General features: G+C 73.4%; 15 protein-coding genes. 6 read left to right on the forward strand and 9 right to left on the reverse strand.

What is annotated here, in order from left to right; all coding sequences use genetic code 11:
- The first annotated feature begins 47 nt into the window (after window positions 1-47).
- Together OG802_RS31005 and OG802_RS31010 are read left to right on the forward strand one after the other, a co-directional pair.
- On the forward strand, window positions 48-278 hold the full coding sequence (locus tag OG802_RS31005; RefSeq protein WP_329415867.1) for a DUF397 domain-containing protein: 231 nt from the start codon (window positions 48-50) through the stop codon (window positions 276-278).
- A 218-nt stretch (window positions 279-496) separates the two neighbouring features.
- Window positions 497-1,411, forward strand: a complete 915-nt coding sequence (locus tag OG802_RS31010; RefSeq protein ID WP_329415869.1) for a helix-turn-helix domain-containing protein — start codon at window positions 497-499, stop codon at window positions 1,409-1,411.
- Between the two features lie 46 nt (window positions 1,412-1,457).
- Here OG802_RS31010 and OG802_RS31015 read toward each other — a convergent pair whose 3' ends face one another.
- The gene (locus OG802_RS31015) at window positions 1,458-2,276 is read right to left on the reverse strand and encodes an SAM-dependent methyltransferase (RefSeq protein ID WP_329415871.1); all 819 of its coding nucleotides are present in this window, start codon (window positions 2,274-2,276) and stop codon (window positions 1,458-1,460) included.
- Between the two features lie 230 nt (window positions 2,277-2,506).
- Here OG802_RS31015 and OG802_RS31020 point away from each other — a divergent pair, with 230 nt between their 5' ends.
- The 3 genes from OG802_RS31020 to OG802_RS31030 all read left to right on the forward strand — a co-directional run bounded on the left by OG802_RS31020 (window position 2,507) and on the right by OG802_RS31030 (window position 4,696).
- Window positions 2,507-3,220, forward strand: a complete 714-nt coding sequence (locus OG802_RS31020; RefSeq protein WP_329415872.1) for a helix-turn-helix transcriptional regulator — start codon at window positions 2,507-2,509, stop codon at window positions 3,218-3,220.
- A complete protein-coding gene (locus tag OG802_RS31025) occupies window positions 3,217-4,194 on the forward strand; it encodes a pyridoxal-phosphate dependent enzyme (protein ID WP_329415873.1) in 978 nt (325 codons plus the stop codon). The genes OG802_RS31020 and OG802_RS31025 overlap by 4 nt, the downstream gene beginning before the upstream one ends.
- A 142-nt stretch (window positions 4,195-4,336) precedes the next feature.
- The gene (locus OG802_RS31030) at window positions 4,337-4,696 is read left to right on the forward strand and encodes a cupin domain-containing protein (protein ID WP_329415876.1); all 360 of its coding nucleotides are present in this window, start codon (window positions 4,337-4,339) and stop codon (window positions 4,694-4,696) included.
- A gap of 31 nt (window positions 4,697-4,727) precedes the next feature.
- Here the strand turns inward: OG802_RS31030 and OG802_RS31035 are convergent, their stop codons facing one another.
- Complete coding sequence (locus tag OG802_RS31035; protein ID WP_329415877.1) at window positions 4,728-6,080, reverse strand: VWA domain-containing protein; 1,353 nt, start codon at window positions 6,078-6,080, stop codon at window positions 4,728-4,730.
- Complete coding sequence (locus OG802_RS31040; RefSeq protein ID WP_329415878.1) at window positions 6,077-6,934, reverse strand: AAA family ATPase; 858 nt, start codon at window positions 6,932-6,934, stop codon at window positions 6,077-6,079. Before OG802_RS31040 ends, OG802_RS31035 begins: the two co-directional genes overlap by 4 nt.
- A 121-nt stretch (window positions 6,935-7,055) precedes the next feature.
- Between OG802_RS31040 and OG802_RS31045 the strand changes: the two genes are divergently transcribed.
- A complete protein-coding gene (locus OG802_RS31045) occupies window positions 7,056-7,631 on the forward strand; it encodes a hypothetical protein (RefSeq protein WP_329415880.1) in 576 nt (191 codons plus the stop codon).
- Between the two features lie 194 nt (window positions 7,632-7,825).
- Here OG802_RS31045 and OG802_RS31050 read toward each other — a convergent pair whose 3' ends face one another.
- The 6 genes from OG802_RS31050 to rhaI form a co-directional block, all read right to left on the reverse strand.
- Window positions 7,826-8,467 (reverse strand): LutC/YkgG family protein, encoded by a 642-nt coding sequence (locus OG802_RS31050; protein ID WP_329415882.1) that lies wholly within the window; start codon window positions 8,465-8,467, stop codon window positions 7,826-7,828.
- A complete protein-coding gene (locus tag OG802_RS31055; protein WP_329415884.1) occupies window positions 8,464-9,966 on the reverse strand; it encodes a LutB/LldF family L-lactate oxidation iron-sulfur protein in 1,503 nt (500 codons plus the stop codon). The genes OG802_RS31050 and OG802_RS31055 overlap by 4 nt, the downstream gene beginning before the upstream one ends.
- Complete coding sequence (locus OG802_RS31060) at window positions 9,963-10,718, reverse strand: (Fe-S)-binding protein (protein WP_329415885.1); 756 nt, start codon at window positions 10,716-10,718, stop codon at window positions 9,963-9,965. The genes OG802_RS31055 and OG802_RS31060 overlap by 4 nt, the downstream gene beginning before the upstream one ends.
- Window positions 10,719-10,789: 71 nt before the next feature.
- Window positions 10,790-12,226 carry a rhamnulokinase gene (locus OG802_RS31065; RefSeq protein ID WP_329415886.1) on the reverse strand — a complete coding sequence of 479 codons (1,437 nt, stop codon included), beginning with the start codon at window positions 12,224-12,226 and terminating at the stop codon, window positions 10,790-10,792.
- A gap of 5 nt (window positions 12,227-12,231) precedes the next feature.
- Complete coding sequence (locus OG802_RS31070; RefSeq protein WP_329415888.1) at window positions 12,232-14,271, reverse strand: bifunctional aldolase/short-chain dehydrogenase; 2,040 nt, start codon at window positions 14,269-14,271, stop codon at window positions 12,232-12,234.
- 114 nt (window positions 14,272-14,385) lie between these two features.
- Window positions 14,386-15,546, reverse strand: a complete 1,161-nt coding sequence (gene rhaI / locus OG802_RS31075; protein WP_329415891.1) for an L-rhamnose isomerase — start codon at window positions 15,544-15,546, stop codon at window positions 14,386-14,388.
- Window positions 15,547-15,562: the final 16 nt, after the last annotated feature.

Genomic DNA, 15,562 nt, shown 5'->3' on the forward strand with positions numbered 1-15,562 from the left:
TCGTGCAATTTCACGGGAAATTGCGCGCACGGAACGAGGAGAGTGCAATGTCGTCAGTGCCGAACGGAGTGCGGGCCAGCTCGCTGGGCGTCCGCTGGCTCAAGAGCAGTCACAGCAACGCCGAGGGCAACTGCGTCGAGGTCGCGGCCCTGGAGGGCGGAGGGGTGGCCCTGCGCAACTCCCGTGATCCCGACGGCCCGGCGCTGGTGTACACGCCGGCCGAGGTCGCCGCGTTCGTGGCGGGGGCGAAGGGCGGGGAGTTCGACCATCTGGTGTGAACGTCGCGTGCGGACGGCGTGAGGACCCGGTGGGGGTTCCGTCGGCCCGGCGAATGCCGTGCCGGCCAGAGGGGTTGTGCGGGGGGACCGCCGAGCGCGAAGGGGTTCGACGGGGCGCGTTGGTGCTCGACGGAACCTCAATTCCCCTGCGGCGTGCGGCCGGAGGGGTTCGGATGCGATACTGCGGTCTGTCGTCTGCCGGTCCACGGGGAGTCAGGATGTCTGTCGAGTCACCTCGCGTGTCCCGTCTCGAACCGTATCTGAACCGGGCCGAGCCCGCGCCGACCTTGCTGAAAATGCTGGTCGGCGTGCAGTTGGCCGGTATCCGTGAGGACGCCGGCTACACGCAGGACCAGGCCGCGCGCGCTCTCGGGTTCAGCCCGGCCAAGCTGTCGCGGATCGAGGCGGGCAAGGGGCGCAAGCCCCCGGTCGAGGCCGACGTGCGCGCCCTGCTGTCGCTGTACGGCACCGACGACCACGAGGCCTCGGTGCTGATCCAGCTGCTGCGGCAGGCGGGCCAGCCGGGATGGTGGCAGCGCTACGACAAGCGGCTGATGCCCGAGTGGTTCGACCGGCTGGTCGGACTGCAGGAGGCGGCCACGGCGATCCGCACCTTCGAGATCCAGTACGTGCCCGGACTGCTGCAGACTCCCGCGTACGGGCGTGCCGTCGTGGAGCGAGGGCTCCCGTCGGCGACGTCACGGGAGGTCGAGCGCCGGGTGGAACTGCGGACCAGACGCACCGAACTGCTGCGGCGGCCGGACGCTCCACGGGTGTGGGCCGTCCTCGACGAGTCGGTGCTGCTGCGGGTGCTGGGCAGCCGGGACGTGATGCGCGAGCAGCTCACCCACCTCGTCGAGCTGGCCGCGCTGCCCCATGTCACCGTGCAGGTCGTGCCGTTGGACGTCACGCACGCCTCGGCGCCGGCCATACCGGTCACCTACCTGCGCTTCGGCGGCGCCGATCTGCCCGACGTCGTCTACCTGGAGCAGATCCGCAGCGCCACGTTCCTGGAGGACCGGGACGAGACGGAGGAGTACCGGGTGGCGCTCGACCGGCTGGCCGACGAGGCGCTCAACCCGCGTGACTCCGTGGCGCTGCTGGAGGCGACCGTGCGGCAGCGCTACCCCTGACGGCACAGCGCGCCCCGGCGGCGGGGCGCGAGCGCCGGACGGCTCCCTAAGGCAGGCGGCCCACACCGCCGAACTCGATCCACTCCTGGGTGAGCTGGCGGGGCGCGACCTCGGTGTCGGGGCGCCAGGTGGAGACCTCGACCAGCCCCGGGTCGAGGATGTCCAGGCCGTCGAAGAGCGCGGCGACGTCCTTCTGCTGGCGGACCCGGCCCCAGTGGCCCTGGGTGGCCTTGTCCATGAAGTCCGTGACGAACTCCCTGACCTCGGCGTCCTCGCTGACGAGCTGGCACATCAGCACGAAGCTGCCGGGGGCGAGGCGTTCGGTCACCCGGCGCACCAGCGCCTGCGGCCCGTCGGTCTCGCTGTCGGGAATGCAGTGGAACACCGAGTTGAACAGCACGGCCACCGGCTGGGAGAAGTCGATCAGGCGCTGCGTCTCCGGGTGCGCGAAGATCGTCTCGGTGTCGCGCATGTCGGCGTGGATGACGGTGGTCCGCTCGTCCTGCTCCAGCAGGGCCCGCCCGTGCACGAGGACCATCGGGTCGTTGTCGACGTAGACGACGTGCGTGTCCGGCTCGACGAGCTGGGCGACCTGGTGCACGTTGTCCTGCGTGGGCAGGCCGGATCCGTGGTCGAGGAACTGCCGGATCCCGTACTCCCGGCTCAGGGTGCGCACCGCCCGCTGGAGGAAGCGCCGGTTGTTCAGGGCGAGGGCGCGGGTGCTCGGGACGACCTTGTCGAGTTCCTCGCAGGCGGCGCGGTCGGCCGCGTAGTTGTCCTTGCCGCCCAGGTAGTGGTCGTACATGCGCGCGGCCGTCGGAACCGACGCGTCGATCGACGTGGACAGCTGATTTCCAGGCTGCATCTCTTCCCCCAGGATCCCTGCCGTGCCACGGACGGGCGCGACCGGCAACCCATCCTAGGGAAACGGCAATTGACGGCACCACCCTTTGATCCGCGGTTCCCCTCCAGGTGTTCGCCCGCGACCCGCCGAGCCGGGTCCACGCGGGGCCGCGCTCGCACGGACGGCGGTCCGCGGATGGACCAGAAATCCAGCCGCTGGACTCCTCGTCCAACCGCTGGTCTAATGGCGGTATGGAAGCCGTCGCAGCGAGCCGGGGCCGGGAAGCCGAGCGGGACGCGATCCTGCGCGCGCTGACTCCCCTCGTCGAGGGGATCGCGGCGACCTTCGGGCCCGTGTGCGAGGTCGTCCTGCACGACTACCGGCGCCCCGAACGCTCGGTGGTCGCCGTCGCCGGAGCGGTGACGGGGCGGACGGCCGGCGGCGCGATGAGCGAGATCGGCCTGCGCGTCCTCGCCCGCGGCGACGACGCGGCCGACGAGCTGAACTACGTCACCCGCACCGGCGCGGGCAAGCTCGTGAAGTCGTCCACGATGGTGCTGCGCGACTCCGCGGGCGCGGTGTTCGGCGCCCTGTGCGTCAACGTGGACGTCACCGAGGTCGACCGGGTGCAGGGCCTGCTGGCCGCGCTCGCGGGGGCGGCCGGAGGGCGGTCCGACCCGCCGGTGACCGCTTTCGGCGACGACATCGACTCCGTCGTCGACGCCCTGCTCGACGCCCACCTCGCACGGCAGGACCAGACCTGGGCCGGTCTCGACGGCCCGGCCCGGCTGGCCCTCTTCCGCGGCCTGGACGACCGCGGGGTGTTCGGCGTGCGCCGCGCCGTCGAGCAGATCGCCGCCCGTCTCGGCATCTCCCGCGCCTCCGCCTACCACTACCTGTCCCGGTCCAGAGCCCCGCGCGCCGCCGACGGCGCCGGCGGCACCCCCGAGGGAGCACACACGTGACGACCACCCCCCTGCCGATCACCCTCGACGACGTGCGCGACGCGGCCGTCCGACTCAAGGGCGTCGCCCACCGCACACCCGTGCTCCGCTCCCGGACCCTCGACCGGGCCGTCGGCGCCGAGGTCCTCCTCAAGTGCGAGAACTTCCAGCGCGTCGGCGCCTTCAAGTTCCGCGGCGCCTACAACGCGGCCTCCCGGCTGACCCCCGAGCAGCTCGCCCGGGGCATCGCCGCCTACTCCTCCGGCAACCACGCCCAGGCCGTCGCGCTGGCCGCGCGCGAACTGGGCACGACCGCCGTGATCGTGATGCCCGAGGACGCGCCGCGCTCCAAGCGCGCGGCCACGGAGGCCTACGGCGCCGAGATCGTGACGTACGACCGCTACACCGGCGACCGGGTGGCCGTCGCCGAGGCGCTGGCCGCCGACCGGGGCCTGGCCCTGATCCCGCCCTACGAGCACCCGCACGTCATGGCGGGCCAGGGCACGGCCGCGCTGGAACTCCTGGAGGAGGCGGGGGAGCTGGACGCGCTGCTCGTGCCGGTCGGCGGCGGCGGGCTCCTCGCCGGCAGCGTCACCGCGGTCAAGGGGCTGCGGCCGGGCGTCCGCGTCGTCGGCGTGGAGCCGCAGGACGGGGACGACACCAAGCGGTCGCTGGAGGCGGGGCGCCGCGTCGGGATCCCGGTGCCGCGCACCATCGCCGACGGCCAGGCCGTGCACATCCCCGGGGAGCTGACCTTCTCGGTCAACCGGCGGCTCGTGGACGAGATCGTCCTCGTCAGCGACGACGAGATCCGCGCGGCCATGCGCTTCGCCTTCGAACGCCTGAAGATCGTCACGGAGCCCAGCGGCGCCTCCGGTCTGGCCGCCCTGCTCGCGGGCCGGGTCACGGTCACGGGCGGCCGGATCGGCGTCATCGTCTCCGGCGGCAACGTCGACGCGGCCCGCTTCGCCGAGCTGTGCGGCGGCGACGTCTGAGACGCGTGCCGCCCGGATGGCGGCCCCCGGTGGACAGGCGGACGATGGAGGCGTAGGGGCGCGGCTTCCACCGGTGACGTCCAGGTCCGCCGGGGAGCCGGGCCCCGGCCGTGGACGAGCGCGGCCGGAAGGGAGGAGCGTCATGATGGAAGTGAAGACGCTCGACAAGCCGGACGAGCGCCGCGATTTCCCCCGCGGTCACATCGAGGCCGTCCATATGACGGGGCTGGACTTCGCCGTGGCGACCTTCGAGCCCGGCTGGCGCTGGACCGAGTCGCTCGCGTCCGTCGCGGGCACCTCCACCTGCATGATCCACCACAACGGCTATGTCGTCTCCGGACGCATGCACGTCACCATGGACGACGGCGGCGAGGCCGAAGTGGGCCCGGGCGACGTCTTCGTGATCCCGCCGGGCCACGACGCCTGGGTGGTGGGCGACGACCAGTGCGTGGTGTACGACTTCGCCGGGGCGATGGCCAAGGACTACGCGAAGGCCGAGTAGGCCCCGGCGGCCGCGCCCGGGTGGCCGGGCGTCAGACGGGGAGCAGGCGGCCGGTGAGTTCGGCGAGCTGGCGGGCGTTGCGGCACTCGTGCATCGGCACCAGCCCGGCGTACTCGGGCGCCGCCGAGTCACCCGTGCCCCACAGCGAACGCGGTTCCGGGTTCAGCCAGTGGAGGCGGCGGGCGCGTTCGGCGATCTCGCGGACGGCCGGCAGGTTCGGGTCGCTCATGTTGGTGCGGGCGTCCCCGAGGACGAACACCGTCGTGCGGGGTCCGACGGCCGCGCCGTGCCGCTCCGCGAACTCGCCCAGCGCCATGCCGTAGTCGCTGCTCCCGTGGTGGCCCGTCACCGCGGCCTCGGCGCGGATGCGGGCGCCGAGGCCCCCTGGATCGGCGGCGCCGTGCTCCAGCAGCCGCGTCACCTCGTCGATCCGGTTGACGAAGGCGAACACCCGCACCTTGCTGAACTGGTCGTGCAGCGCCTGCACCAGCAGCATCGTGAAGTCGGAGAACCCCGACACCGAACCCGACACGTCGCACAGCAGCACCAGTTCGGGGCGGACCGGGCGACGGCGGCGCAGCACGGGCCGTATCGGCACCCCGCCCGTCGAGAGGGAGCCGCGCAGGGTGCGCCGCAGGTCGATGGTGCCGCGGGCGGCCCGGCGGCGGCGCGCCGCCATGCGGGTGGCCAGTCTGCGGGCCAGCGGCTGCACCGTCCGCCGCAGTTCGGCCAGCCGGTCCTTGCCCGCGTACAGGAAGTCGACGCGGTCGGCGGTGGGCGCCACCGCGCGCCGGGCGATCTCGTCGCGCCCTCTGCGTTCCGCGACCCGGCGCCGTGCCTCCCGGGCGACGAGGGCGCGGAAGGCCTCGATGCGGCGCCGGATCTCGTCCTCCAGCAGCCGGTCGGCGAAGCCGGACGCGCCGCCGCGGGCCCGGACGTCGTCGCGCACCCGCGCCAGCAGCGTCTGCGGGCGCAGCCGTTCGAGGGTCTGGTGCGACGACCAGCCGTCCGAGCCCGGCGAACTCCCGTACCCGCCCAGCCCGTCGACCGCCTCGATCGCCAGGCGGGCCAGCAGCGCCTCGTCGTCCGCGGCGAGCGCGGCGGCCAGCCGGTCGCGCAGGTCGTCCCGGTCGCCGGCCTCGTCCTGCGGGGCGCCGACGCCGTGGGGGAAGTACAGGTCGAAGACGGTGTCGAACACCCGCCGCTGGCCGGCCGAGTGCAGGAGCGTCGCGGCCAGGCCCTCGCGCAGCAGACCGCGGTCGGCGAACCCGAGGGCCGCAGCGGCCTCGGCCGCGTCGACCGTCTCGCCGGTGCCGACGCGGACGCCGTGCGCGCGCAGCGCCGCGACGAGGCCGACGAGGCGGTCGGTGACCTCGGCGCTCACCCGGCGTCCAGGTCGAGCTTGGCGCCGGCCTTGAGGATGTCGTCCTGGTGCTTGAGGATCACGCCGAGGGTCTCGCGCACGACGTCCTCGTCGAGGGCGTCCGCGCCGAGGGCGAGCAGGGTCCGCGCCCAGTCGATCGTCTCGGCCACCGACGGCGCCTTGCGCAGGTCCATCGCGCGCAGCGCGCCGACCACCCGGACCACCGACTCGGCCAGCGCCGCTCCGATCCCGGGCACCTTCAGCCGGACGATCCGCCGCTCCAGCTCCTCCTCGGGGAAGCCGATGTGCAGGAACAGGCAGCGCCGGCGCAGCGCTTCGGACAGCTCCCGGCTCGCGTTGGAGGTGAGGACGACGAAGGGGCGGCGGGCCGCGGTGACGGTGCCCAGCTCCGGGACGGTGATCTGGAAGTCGCTGAGCACCTCCAGGAGCAGCCCCTCCACCTCGACGTCGGCCTTGTCGGTCTCGTCGATCAGCAGGACGGTCGGCTCGTCGCCGCGGATCGCGGTCAGCAGGGGCCGGGGGAGGAGGAACTCCTCGCTGAAGATGTCGGTGCGGGTCTCGTCCCACGTCTCGTCGCGGGCGGCGCTGATGCGCAGCAGCTGCTTGGCGTGGTTCCACTCGTACAGCGCCCGGGACTCGTCGACGCCCTCGTAGCACTGCAACCGCACCAGGCGGGCCCGCGCCACCTCGGCGACGGCCTTGGCCAGTTCGGTCTTGCCGACCCCGGCCGGCCCCTCGACCAGCAGCGGCTTGCCGAGCCGGTCGGCGAGGAAGACGGTCGTGGCGACGGCGGGGGAGGCCAGGTAGCCGCTCCGCGCCAGGCGGGCGGAGACATCGTCGACGGACGTGAACAACGGGGCCTCCGGGCGCTCGCGCGGGCTGCGGACGTGATCCGCTCACTATCCAAGCGCTTGTTCACCGGTTTTGTCACCCGGTCGGGGGCCGCTGTCGGTGGCGGGCGGTACGTTGCGGATCATGGGTGTGTATCTGGTGAGTGTGGACGCGCGGGAGTGGCTCGGGCGCCACGAGGGCGGGCACGGCGAGACGGCCGCCGCGCTGAACGCGGAACTGCGGCGGCGCGGCCAGCCGCCGTACCTGCCGGGGGAGCCGTCGAACCCCGGCGGCGGCTGGTTCGAGGAGAAGATGAGCCCGTCCATGGAGGGGTTCTCCGCTCTGTGCCGGGCGCATCTGACCCGGGCCGAGGAGGAGACCCTCTCCGGGTGGTCCGTCCTGGTGCCGCTCTTCCTCGACCGGGAGATGGAGCTGCCGATCGGCACGCCGTACAGCGACGAGACGCTGGTCGCGGGAGCGCCGCAGGTCCTCGCGATCGCGGAGCGGCTGGCCGCGGTCCTCGGCCTGCCGCTCGACGCGATACCGCAGACCGGCAACCTGGAACTGACGCTGTGGTTCCTGGACGGGGAGGGACGCGAGGTCGCCGCCGCCCGGCCCGGCCGCTGGGCCGAGGACCTGGACACCGCGTTCTACGTGGCGGTGTACCTGCGGGCCGCCCAGTACTCCCTGCGGCACGGGTGCCCGATGGTCTACTGCTGACCGGGGGCGCCGCCCGGCGGGGCGGGGGCGACGGCGAGGCCGGGTCCGGCGCGGGAACCCGGCCGCCGGGGACGAGCAGGACGAGCAGGTGGAGACCGCGGAGTCGTACGGGCCGCGGACCGCACCGCCCGGCGCGCCGGCCCCGCCGCCGCAGGGGCCCGTCACCGTGGACGTCGCGGTCGTCGGCGGCCCGTTCAGCCGACGATGACCACCTCCAGGGTGCGCGGGCCGTGCACCCCCTCCACCCGGTCCAGCTCGATGTCGCTGGTCGCCGAGGGGCCCGAGATCCACGTCGCGGGACGCCGCGGATCGAGCCGTTCGAGGGCCTGCGGCACGGAGGACACCACCTGGGCGGGCGCGCGCACCACGCACACGTGGTGATCGGGTACCAGGGTGATGCGGCGCCGGCCCTGGTCGGGACCGGCGTCCAGCACGATCGTCCCGGTCTCGGCGACGGCCACCGCGCACGCCGTGACCACGCTGTCCACCGCGTCGAGTTCGTGCGGCCCGCTCTCCGGCCGGTCCGCCACCCGCGTGACGTCCGACTCCGCGAGCCACGCCGGGTCGAGGCCGGGCGGCACGAGCACGGTCGCCGCCTTGCGCTCCGCGAGCAACCGGGCCAGCAGGGCGGGCAGTTCGCCCTCGTCGCACCGGTGCACGAGCGCCCGGTAGTCGGCCAGGTTCTCCGCGAGCAGCTCCACGTCCTGCGCCGCGGTGCGCTCGCCGTGCTCGCGCAGATAGTCACGCGCGACGGCGTCCTCGTACGGGGTGTCGTCCGGCGGGACGTCGGCCAGCGCGCGCCGCACCCGGCCCAGGATCAGTTCCCTGCTGCTCACTTCGCCGTTCCTTCCTCGGTGGCGCCGCCGTTCGTCCGCTGCCACCAGTCGCGGAACGGCTCGGCGGGCACCGCCGGCAGATCGCGCGTGGCGCTCCACGCCCTGCCCGGGCCGGGCAGGGTCCGCGGGTGCAGGCCGCGCGTGCGGGACGCGAGGCGCTGCCCGGCGCGCAGGACGCCGGGGCGGGCGAACGCCCAGCCCGCCGCGCGCATCGCCGCCCGCTCGGCGGCGTGCCCCTTGGCGGGCTTGAGCACGGCCTTGTTCCCGGCCCGGGTGACCGGACCGCCCTCGACGACCCGCTCCCGCAGATGCACCAGCACCTCCGGGATGTCGATCGCGACCGGGCACACCTCGTAGCAGGCGCCGCACAGCGAGGACGCGTACGGCAGCGAGGCGTCGATCTCGCTCCCGGTGCCCCGCAGCTGAGGGCTGAGGATCGCGCCGATCGGGCCCGGGTACACCGAGCCGTAGGCGTGGCCGCCCGCCCGCTCGTACACCGGGCACACGTTCAGACAGGCCGAGCAGCGGATGCAGCGCAGCGCCTGGCGGCCCACCTCGTCGGCGAGGGTGTCGGTGCGGCCGTTGTCCAGCAGCACCAGGTGGAACGTGCGCGGGCCGTCCCCTCCTCCCGCCCCGTCGCCTTCCGCGCCGGTCCACATCGACGTGTACGGGTTCATGCGCTCGGCCGTCGAGGAGCGCGGCAGGGTCTGGAGGAAGACCTCCAGGTCGCGCCAGGTCGGCACGATCTTCTCGATGCCGACGACGGAGATCAGCGTCTCCGGCAGGGTGAGGCACATGCGGCCGTTGCCCTCGGACTCGACGACGACCAGGGTGCCGGTCTCGGCGACCATGAAGTTGGCGCCGGAGATCCCGACCTTCGCCCGCAGGAACTTCTCGCGCAGATGCAGCCGGGCCGCCTCGGCGAGGTCGGCGGGCGTGTCGGTGAGGCCCTCCGGGGCCGGGCGTCCCCACGCGCCCATCTCCGCCCGGAAGATGTCCCGGATCTCGCCCCGGTTGCGGTGGATGGCCGGGACCAGGATGTGCGAGGGGCGGTCCCTGCCCAGCTGCACGATCAGCTCGGCGAGATCGGTCTCGTAGGCCCGGATGCCCTCGGCCTCCAGCGCCTCGTTGAGGCCGATCTCCTGTGTCGCCATGGACTTGACCTTGACGACCTCCGACTCGCCCGTCTCCTTCACCAGCCGGGTGACGATCCGGTTGGCCTCGTCCGCGTCCACCGCCCAGTGGACCGTGCCCCCGGCCGCGGTGACCGCCTCCTCCAACTGCACCAGGTAGCGGTCCAGATGGCGCAGCGTGTGGTCCTTGATCTGCTTGCCGGCCTCGCGCAGCGCGGCCCAGTCGGACACCTCCGCCACCGCCGCCTCCCGCTTGGCGCGGATGGTGTGCGTGGCGTGCCGCAGGTTGCCGCGCAGGGTCGTGTCGGCGACGGCCTCGCGCGCGGCCTTCGGAAACGCCGGCATCCCGACGAACGTCCCGCTCACAGCGCCGGCTCCGCTTCCGTGCTCGCCAGGATCTCCGCGATGTGCACGGGCCGCATCCCGGTCCGCAGCCGGGACATGGTCCCGCCGATGTGCATCAGACAGGAGTTGTCGGCGGCGCACAGCACCTGCGCGCCCGTCGACTCGGCGTTGCGCACCTTGTCGGCGCCCATCGCCGCCGAGACGTCCGCGTTCTTCACCGCGAACGTGCCGCCGAAGCCGCAGCACTCGTCGGCACCCGGCAGCTCGACCAGCTCCAGGCCCCGGACGGCCTGGAGCAGCCGCCGGGGCCGGTCCCCGAGGCCCAGCCCGCGCAGCCCATGACAGGTGGGGTGGTAGGTCACCGTGCGGGGGTAGTACGCGCCGACGTCGGTCACGCCGAGCACGTCGACCAGGAACTCGGTCAGCTCGTAGGTCTTCGGGACCACGGGGGCCACCGTGGCGGCCAGCGTGCCGCCGCGCCCCTCGGCGCGGGCCCGCTCGCCCATCCGCGGATACAGCTCGCGCACCATCGCCCCGCACGATCCGGACGGCGTCACGATCGCCTCGTACTCACCGAATACATCGGAGAAATGGCGGGCCAGCGGCTCGGCCTCATGGCGGTAGCCGGTGTTGTAGTGCGCCTGGCCGCAGCAGGTCTGCGCCATCGGGAAGTCGACCTCCACGCCCAGCCTGGTCAGCAGTTTCACCACCGCGCGGCCGGTTTCCGGATAGAGCGTGTCGTTGACACAGGTCAGGAACAGTGCGACACGCATCGCGGCTCCTCGGGGTAGGTCATCGGATGAGTGAAGAGTAGTCCGGCGTCGCGGTCCGGGGGAGCCCCGGGTCAGCGCGCGGCGAGCCGGGCTTCCGCCTCCCGCCACCGCGCGGCGTCCCCCCGCGGCTCGTAGCGGGTCAGGGGCTGCGTGCGGGCCAGCAGCCGGCGCATGTCGCCGCGGTCGCCGACCAGCCCGTGCGCCCGCGCCTGGACGAGCACGTTGCCGAGCGCCGCGGCCTCCGTGGGACCGGCCACCACCGGCAGCCCGCAGGCGTCTGCGGTGAGCTGGCACAGCAGCGCGTTGCGGGTGCCGCCGCCGACGATGTGGACGACGTCGACCGGGTGGTCCGCGAGCCGCTGGGCGTCGGCGATCGCCCGCCGGTGGGCGAGGGCCAGGGAGTCGAGGATGCAGCGGGTGATCTCCCCGGGCGTGCGCGGAACCGGCTGCCCCGACGCCCGGCACGCCTCGGCGATCCGCTCCGGCATCCGTCCGGGCGCGAGGAAGGCGGCGTCGCCCGCGTCCACGACCGACCGCAGCGCCGGCACGGCGGCCGCGTCCCGCAGCAGAGCGCCCAGCTCGGGACCGCCCCAGGCCCGCACGCACTCCTGGAGCAGCCACAGGCCCATGATGTTGCGCAGATAGCGGACCGTGCCGTCCAGTCCCAGCTCGTTGGTGAAGTTCGCGGCCCGGCCCGCCTCGGTGAGCACGGGCGCCGCCAGCTCCAGCCCGGCCAGCGACCAGGTGCCGGTGCAGATGTAGGCGAAGTGCGCACCGGCGGCGGGCACGGCGGCCACGGCGGACGCCGTGTCGTGCGAGCCGACGGTGGTCACCGGCACCGGACCGGTCAGTCCCGTCTCCTCCAGCACCTGGGGCAGCAGCAGTCCCGCCGGGTCGCCGGGCCGCCGCAGCGGAGCGAACAGCTCCAGGTCGACGCCGAGCCGCGCGGCGACGCCGCGGGCCCAGTCGCCGGTGCGGGGGTCGATCAGCTGCGTCGTCGAGGCGTTGGTCAGCTCGGTGCCCTGCTCGCCCGTCAGCCAGTGGGACAGCAGGTCGGGGATGAGCAACAGCCGTCGTGCCTGCGCCAGTTGGGCCGTGCCGGCGGCCGCCGTGAGCTGGTACAGGGTGTTGAAGGGCGCGTACTGCAGTCCCGTCGCCGCGTACAGCTCGGCCGCCGGCATCGTGGCCCACACCTTCTCTGCGACGCCCTCGGTGCGCGCGTCCCGGTAGTGCACCGGGTTGCCCAGGAGGGCCCCGTCGGCGTCCAGCAGGCCGTAGTCCACGGCCCAGCTGTCGATGCCGACGGAGTCCACCTGCCCTGCCGCCCGCAGCCCGTCCAGCATGCCCGCGTACAGGGACAGCACGTCCCAGCGCAGTCCCTCCGGCACCCGGACCGGCCGGTTGGGGAAGCGGTGGGCCTCGGTCAGCTCCAGGGCGTCCGGGCCCACCCGGCCGACCATGACGCGCCCGCTGGACGCGCCGAGGTCGACGGCGGCGTACGACTTCACGGCCGTCACCGGAGGAAAGCGGCCGCCACACCCGCGTCGACGGGGATGTGCAGCCCGGTGGTGTGGGTCAGCTCGCCGCCGGTCAGCGCGAACACGGCGTTGGCGACGTGCTCGGGCAGCACCTCGCGCTTGAGGATGGTCCGCTGCGCGTAGAACTCGCCCAGCTTGTCCTCCTCCACCCCGTACACGGCCGCCCGCTGCGCGCCCCAGCCGCCCGCGAAGATGCCGGACCCGCGCACCACGCCGTCGGGGTTGACGCCGTTGACGCGGATGCCGTGCTCGCCCAGTTCGGCGGCGAGCAGCCGGACCTGGTGGGCCTGGTCGGCCTTGGTGGCGGAGTAGGCGATGTTGTTCGGGCCGGCGAAGACGGCGTTCTTCGAGGCGATGTAGACGATGTCGCCGCCCAGCCTCTGCGCGATCATCACGCGGGCCGCCTCGCGGGACACGAGGAAGGACCCGCGGGCCATGATGTCGTGCTGGAGGTCCCAGTCCTTCGCCGACGTCTCCAGCAGCGGCTTGGAGATCGAGATGCCGGCGTTGTTGACGACCAGGTCGACCCCGCCGAAGGCGAGCGCGGCGGCCTCGAAGGCGGCGGCGATCTGCTCCTCGGACGTCACGTCGACGGTGACGGCGACGGCCCGGTCGGGCCCGCCGAGCTCCTCGGCGACGGCGGCCGCGTTCTCGCCGTTCAGATCGGCGACGACGACGCAGGCGCCCTCGGCGGACAGCCGGTGCGCGATCGCCCTGCCGATCCCGCTGCCGCCGCCCGTGACCAGCGCCACCCGGGTGGCCAGGGGCTTGGGCCTCGGCATCCGCTGGAGCTTGGCCTCCTCGAGCGCCCAGTACTCGATGCGGAACTTCTCCGACTCCTCGATCGGCGCGTACGACGACACCGACTCGGCGCCCCGCATCACGTTGATCGCGTTGACGTAGAACTCGCCGGCGACCCGGGCCGTCTGCTTGTCCTTGCCGAAGGAGAACATGCCCACGCCCGGCACCAGCACGATCGCCGGGTCGGCGCCGCGCATCGCGGGGGAGCCGGGCTCGGCGTGCCGGGCGTAGTAGGCGGCGTACTCCTCGCGGTACTCGGCGTGCAGCTCCGCCAGCCGGGCGACGGCGTCCTCCAGGGCGGCCGTGGGCGGCAGGTCCAGGACGAGCGGCCGCACCTTGGTGCGCAGGAAGTGGTCCGGGCAGGAGGTGCCGAGCGCGGCGAGCCGGGGGTGCTCGGCCCGTGCCACGAAGTCCAGCACGGGCTCGGAGTCGGTGAAGTGCCCGACCTGGGGCCGGTCCTGCGAGGCGATCGCCCGCACGTGCGGGGCGAGCGCGGCGGCCCGCCGCCGGCGCTCGTCCTCCGGCAGCGCCTCGTACCCGGCGACGACCGGCCCGAACGGCTCGGCCCTCCCCTTCTGTGCGAGGAACGCCTCGGCGGTGCGGATGATGTGCAGCGAGTTGCGCTCGCACTCCTCGGCGCTGTCGCCCCAGGCGGTGATCCCGTGGCCGCCGAGCACCACGCCGATCGCCCGCGGGTTGGCCTCCTTGACGGCGGCGATGTCCAGTCCGAGCTGGAAGCCGGGCCGCCGCCACGGCACCCAGGCGACCGCGTCGCCGAAGCACTCGGCGGTCAGCTTCTCCCCGTCCGCCGCGCAGGCGAGCGCGATCCCGGAGTCGGGGTGCAGGTGGTCGACGTGGGCGGCGTCGACGAGCCCGTGCATGGCGGTGTCGATGGACGGGGCTGCCCCGCCCCTGCCGTGCAGGCAGTAGTCGAACGCGGCGACCATCTCGTCCTCGCGCTCGACGCCCGGATAGACGTCGACGAGGCCGCGCAGCCGGTCCAGCCGCAGCACGGCGAGCCCGGACTCGGTGAGCGTGCCGAGGTCGCCGCCCGACCCCTTCACCCACATCAGCTCGACGTCCCCGCCGGTGACGGGGTCGGTGGCGGTCCCCTTGGCGGAGGTGTTGCCGCCGGCGTAGTTGGTGTTGCGCGGGTCGGCGCCGAGCCGGCGGGACCGATCGATGAGGGCGGCGGCTTCGGGGTGGGTGGACATGGAGTTTCCTTACTTCTCAGGAGAGGGCGAGCGGACTTACCAGGGGGCGCGGGGAACTGCGCGACCAGCCTCGTGCGGCCCGCACCCCGCGACGGGACAGATCACCGCGGACGCTCACGCGCCCCAACCGGCCTGCTCCCCGCCCACCCGCTCGGCGATGATCTTCTCGGCCCACCCGGACCGCCGGTAGGCGCCCATCGGGTCGGGGTCCAGCCCCATCTCGCCGCGAACCTCCGCGAGCAGCGGCCGCACGTCCGTGTTGTACGCGTCCATCAGGACGGCGTTGGCCTCCAGCACGTCCCCCGAGGCCTGCGCGGCGGCCAGCGCCGAGCGGTCGACGAGCAGTGCCTTGGCCGTCGCCTCCTGCACGTTCATCACGGAGCGGATGATGGCCGGGATCTTCGCCTCGATGTTGTGGCACTGGTCGAGCATGAAGGCGACGTCGGCGGAGAGGCCGCCGCCGCGCACGACCTCGTACATGATCCGGAACAGCTGGAAGGGGTCGGCGGCGCCCACCATGAGGTCGTCGTCGGCGTAGAAGCGCGAGTTGAAGTCGAACCCGCCGAGCCTGTCCTCCCGCAGCAGCGTGGCGACGATGAACTCGATGTTGGTTCCGGGCGCGTGGTGCCCGGTGTCGACGACGACCTGCGCCTTGGGGCCCAGCTTCAGGCAGTGCGCGTACGCCGTGCCCCAGTCGGGCACGTCCGTCGAGTAGAAGGCCGGCTCGAAGAACTTGTACTCCAGCAGCATCCGCTGTCCGTCGCCGAGCCGCGCGTACACCTCGGCCAGGGCCTCGGCCAGCCGGTCCTGCCGCGCGCGGAGGTCGTCCTGGCCGGGGTAGTTGGTCCCGTCCGCGAACCACAGCTTCAGGTCGGCCGAGCCGGTCGCGTCCATGATGTCGACGCACTCCAGCAGATGGTCGACGGCCTTGCGCCGGACCGACGCCTGCGGGTGGCAGACGCTGCCGAGCTTGTAGGCGTCGTCCTGGAAGGTGTTGGAGTTGATCGCCCCGAGCTTCACGCCCCGGTCCTCGGCGTGTTTCGCAAGTGCGGAGTAGTCCTCCACCTTGTCCCACGGGATGTGCAGCGCGACGGTCGGGGCCACCCCGGTGAACGCGTGCACCTGTGCGGCGTCGTCCAGCTTCTCCTGCGGGGTGCGGGGCACGCCCTGCTGGGCGAACACCTTGAACCGGGTCCCCGAGTTGCCGTACGCCCACGACGGTGTCTCGACGGCCTGGGTCTTCAGCGCGGCCTTCACCGCTGCGAGGTCGGTCACTTCGGGCTCCTGTGAC

Origin of the sequence: Streptomyces sp. NBC_00704 (assembly GCF_036226605.1) — a bacterium.
Classification (GTDB): Bacteria; Actinomycetota; Actinomycetes; order Streptomycetales; family Streptomycetaceae; genus Streptomyces.

Bases quoted from the DNA above. Each gene is read 5' to 3' on its own strand.
- OG802_RS31060 (WP_329415885.1), bottom strand. From the start codon at position 10,718: ATGCGTGTCGCACTGTTCCTGACCTGTGTCAACGACACGCTCTATCCG.
- OG802_RS31020 (WP_329415872.1), top strand. From the start codon at position 2,507: ATGGAAGCCGTCGCAGCGAGCCGGGGCCGGGAAGCCGAGCGGGACGCG.
- OG802_RS31070 (WP_329415888.1), bottom strand. From the start codon at position 14,271: ATGTCCACCCACCCCGAAGCCGCCGCCCTCATCGATCGGTCCCGCCGG.
- OG802_RS31015 (WP_329415871.1), bottom strand. From the start codon at position 2,276: ATGCAGCCTGGAAATCAGCTGTCCACGTCGATCGACGCGTCGGTTCCG.
- OG802_RS31045 (WP_329415880.1), top strand. From the start codon at position 7,056: ATGGGTGTGTATCTGGTGAGTGTGGACGCGCGGGAGTGGCTCGGGCGC.
- OG802_RS31010 (WP_329415869.1), top strand. From the start codon at position 497: ATGTCTGTCGAGTCACCTCGCGTGTCCCGTCTCGAACCGTATCTGAAC.
- OG802_RS31005 (WP_329415867.1), top strand. From the start codon at position 48: ATGTCGTCAGTGCCGAACGGAGTGCGGGCCAGCTCGCTGGGCGTCCGC.
- OG802_RS31030 (WP_329415876.1), top strand. From the start codon at position 4,337: ATGATGGAAGTGAAGACGCTCGACAAGCCGGACGAGCGCCGCGATTTC.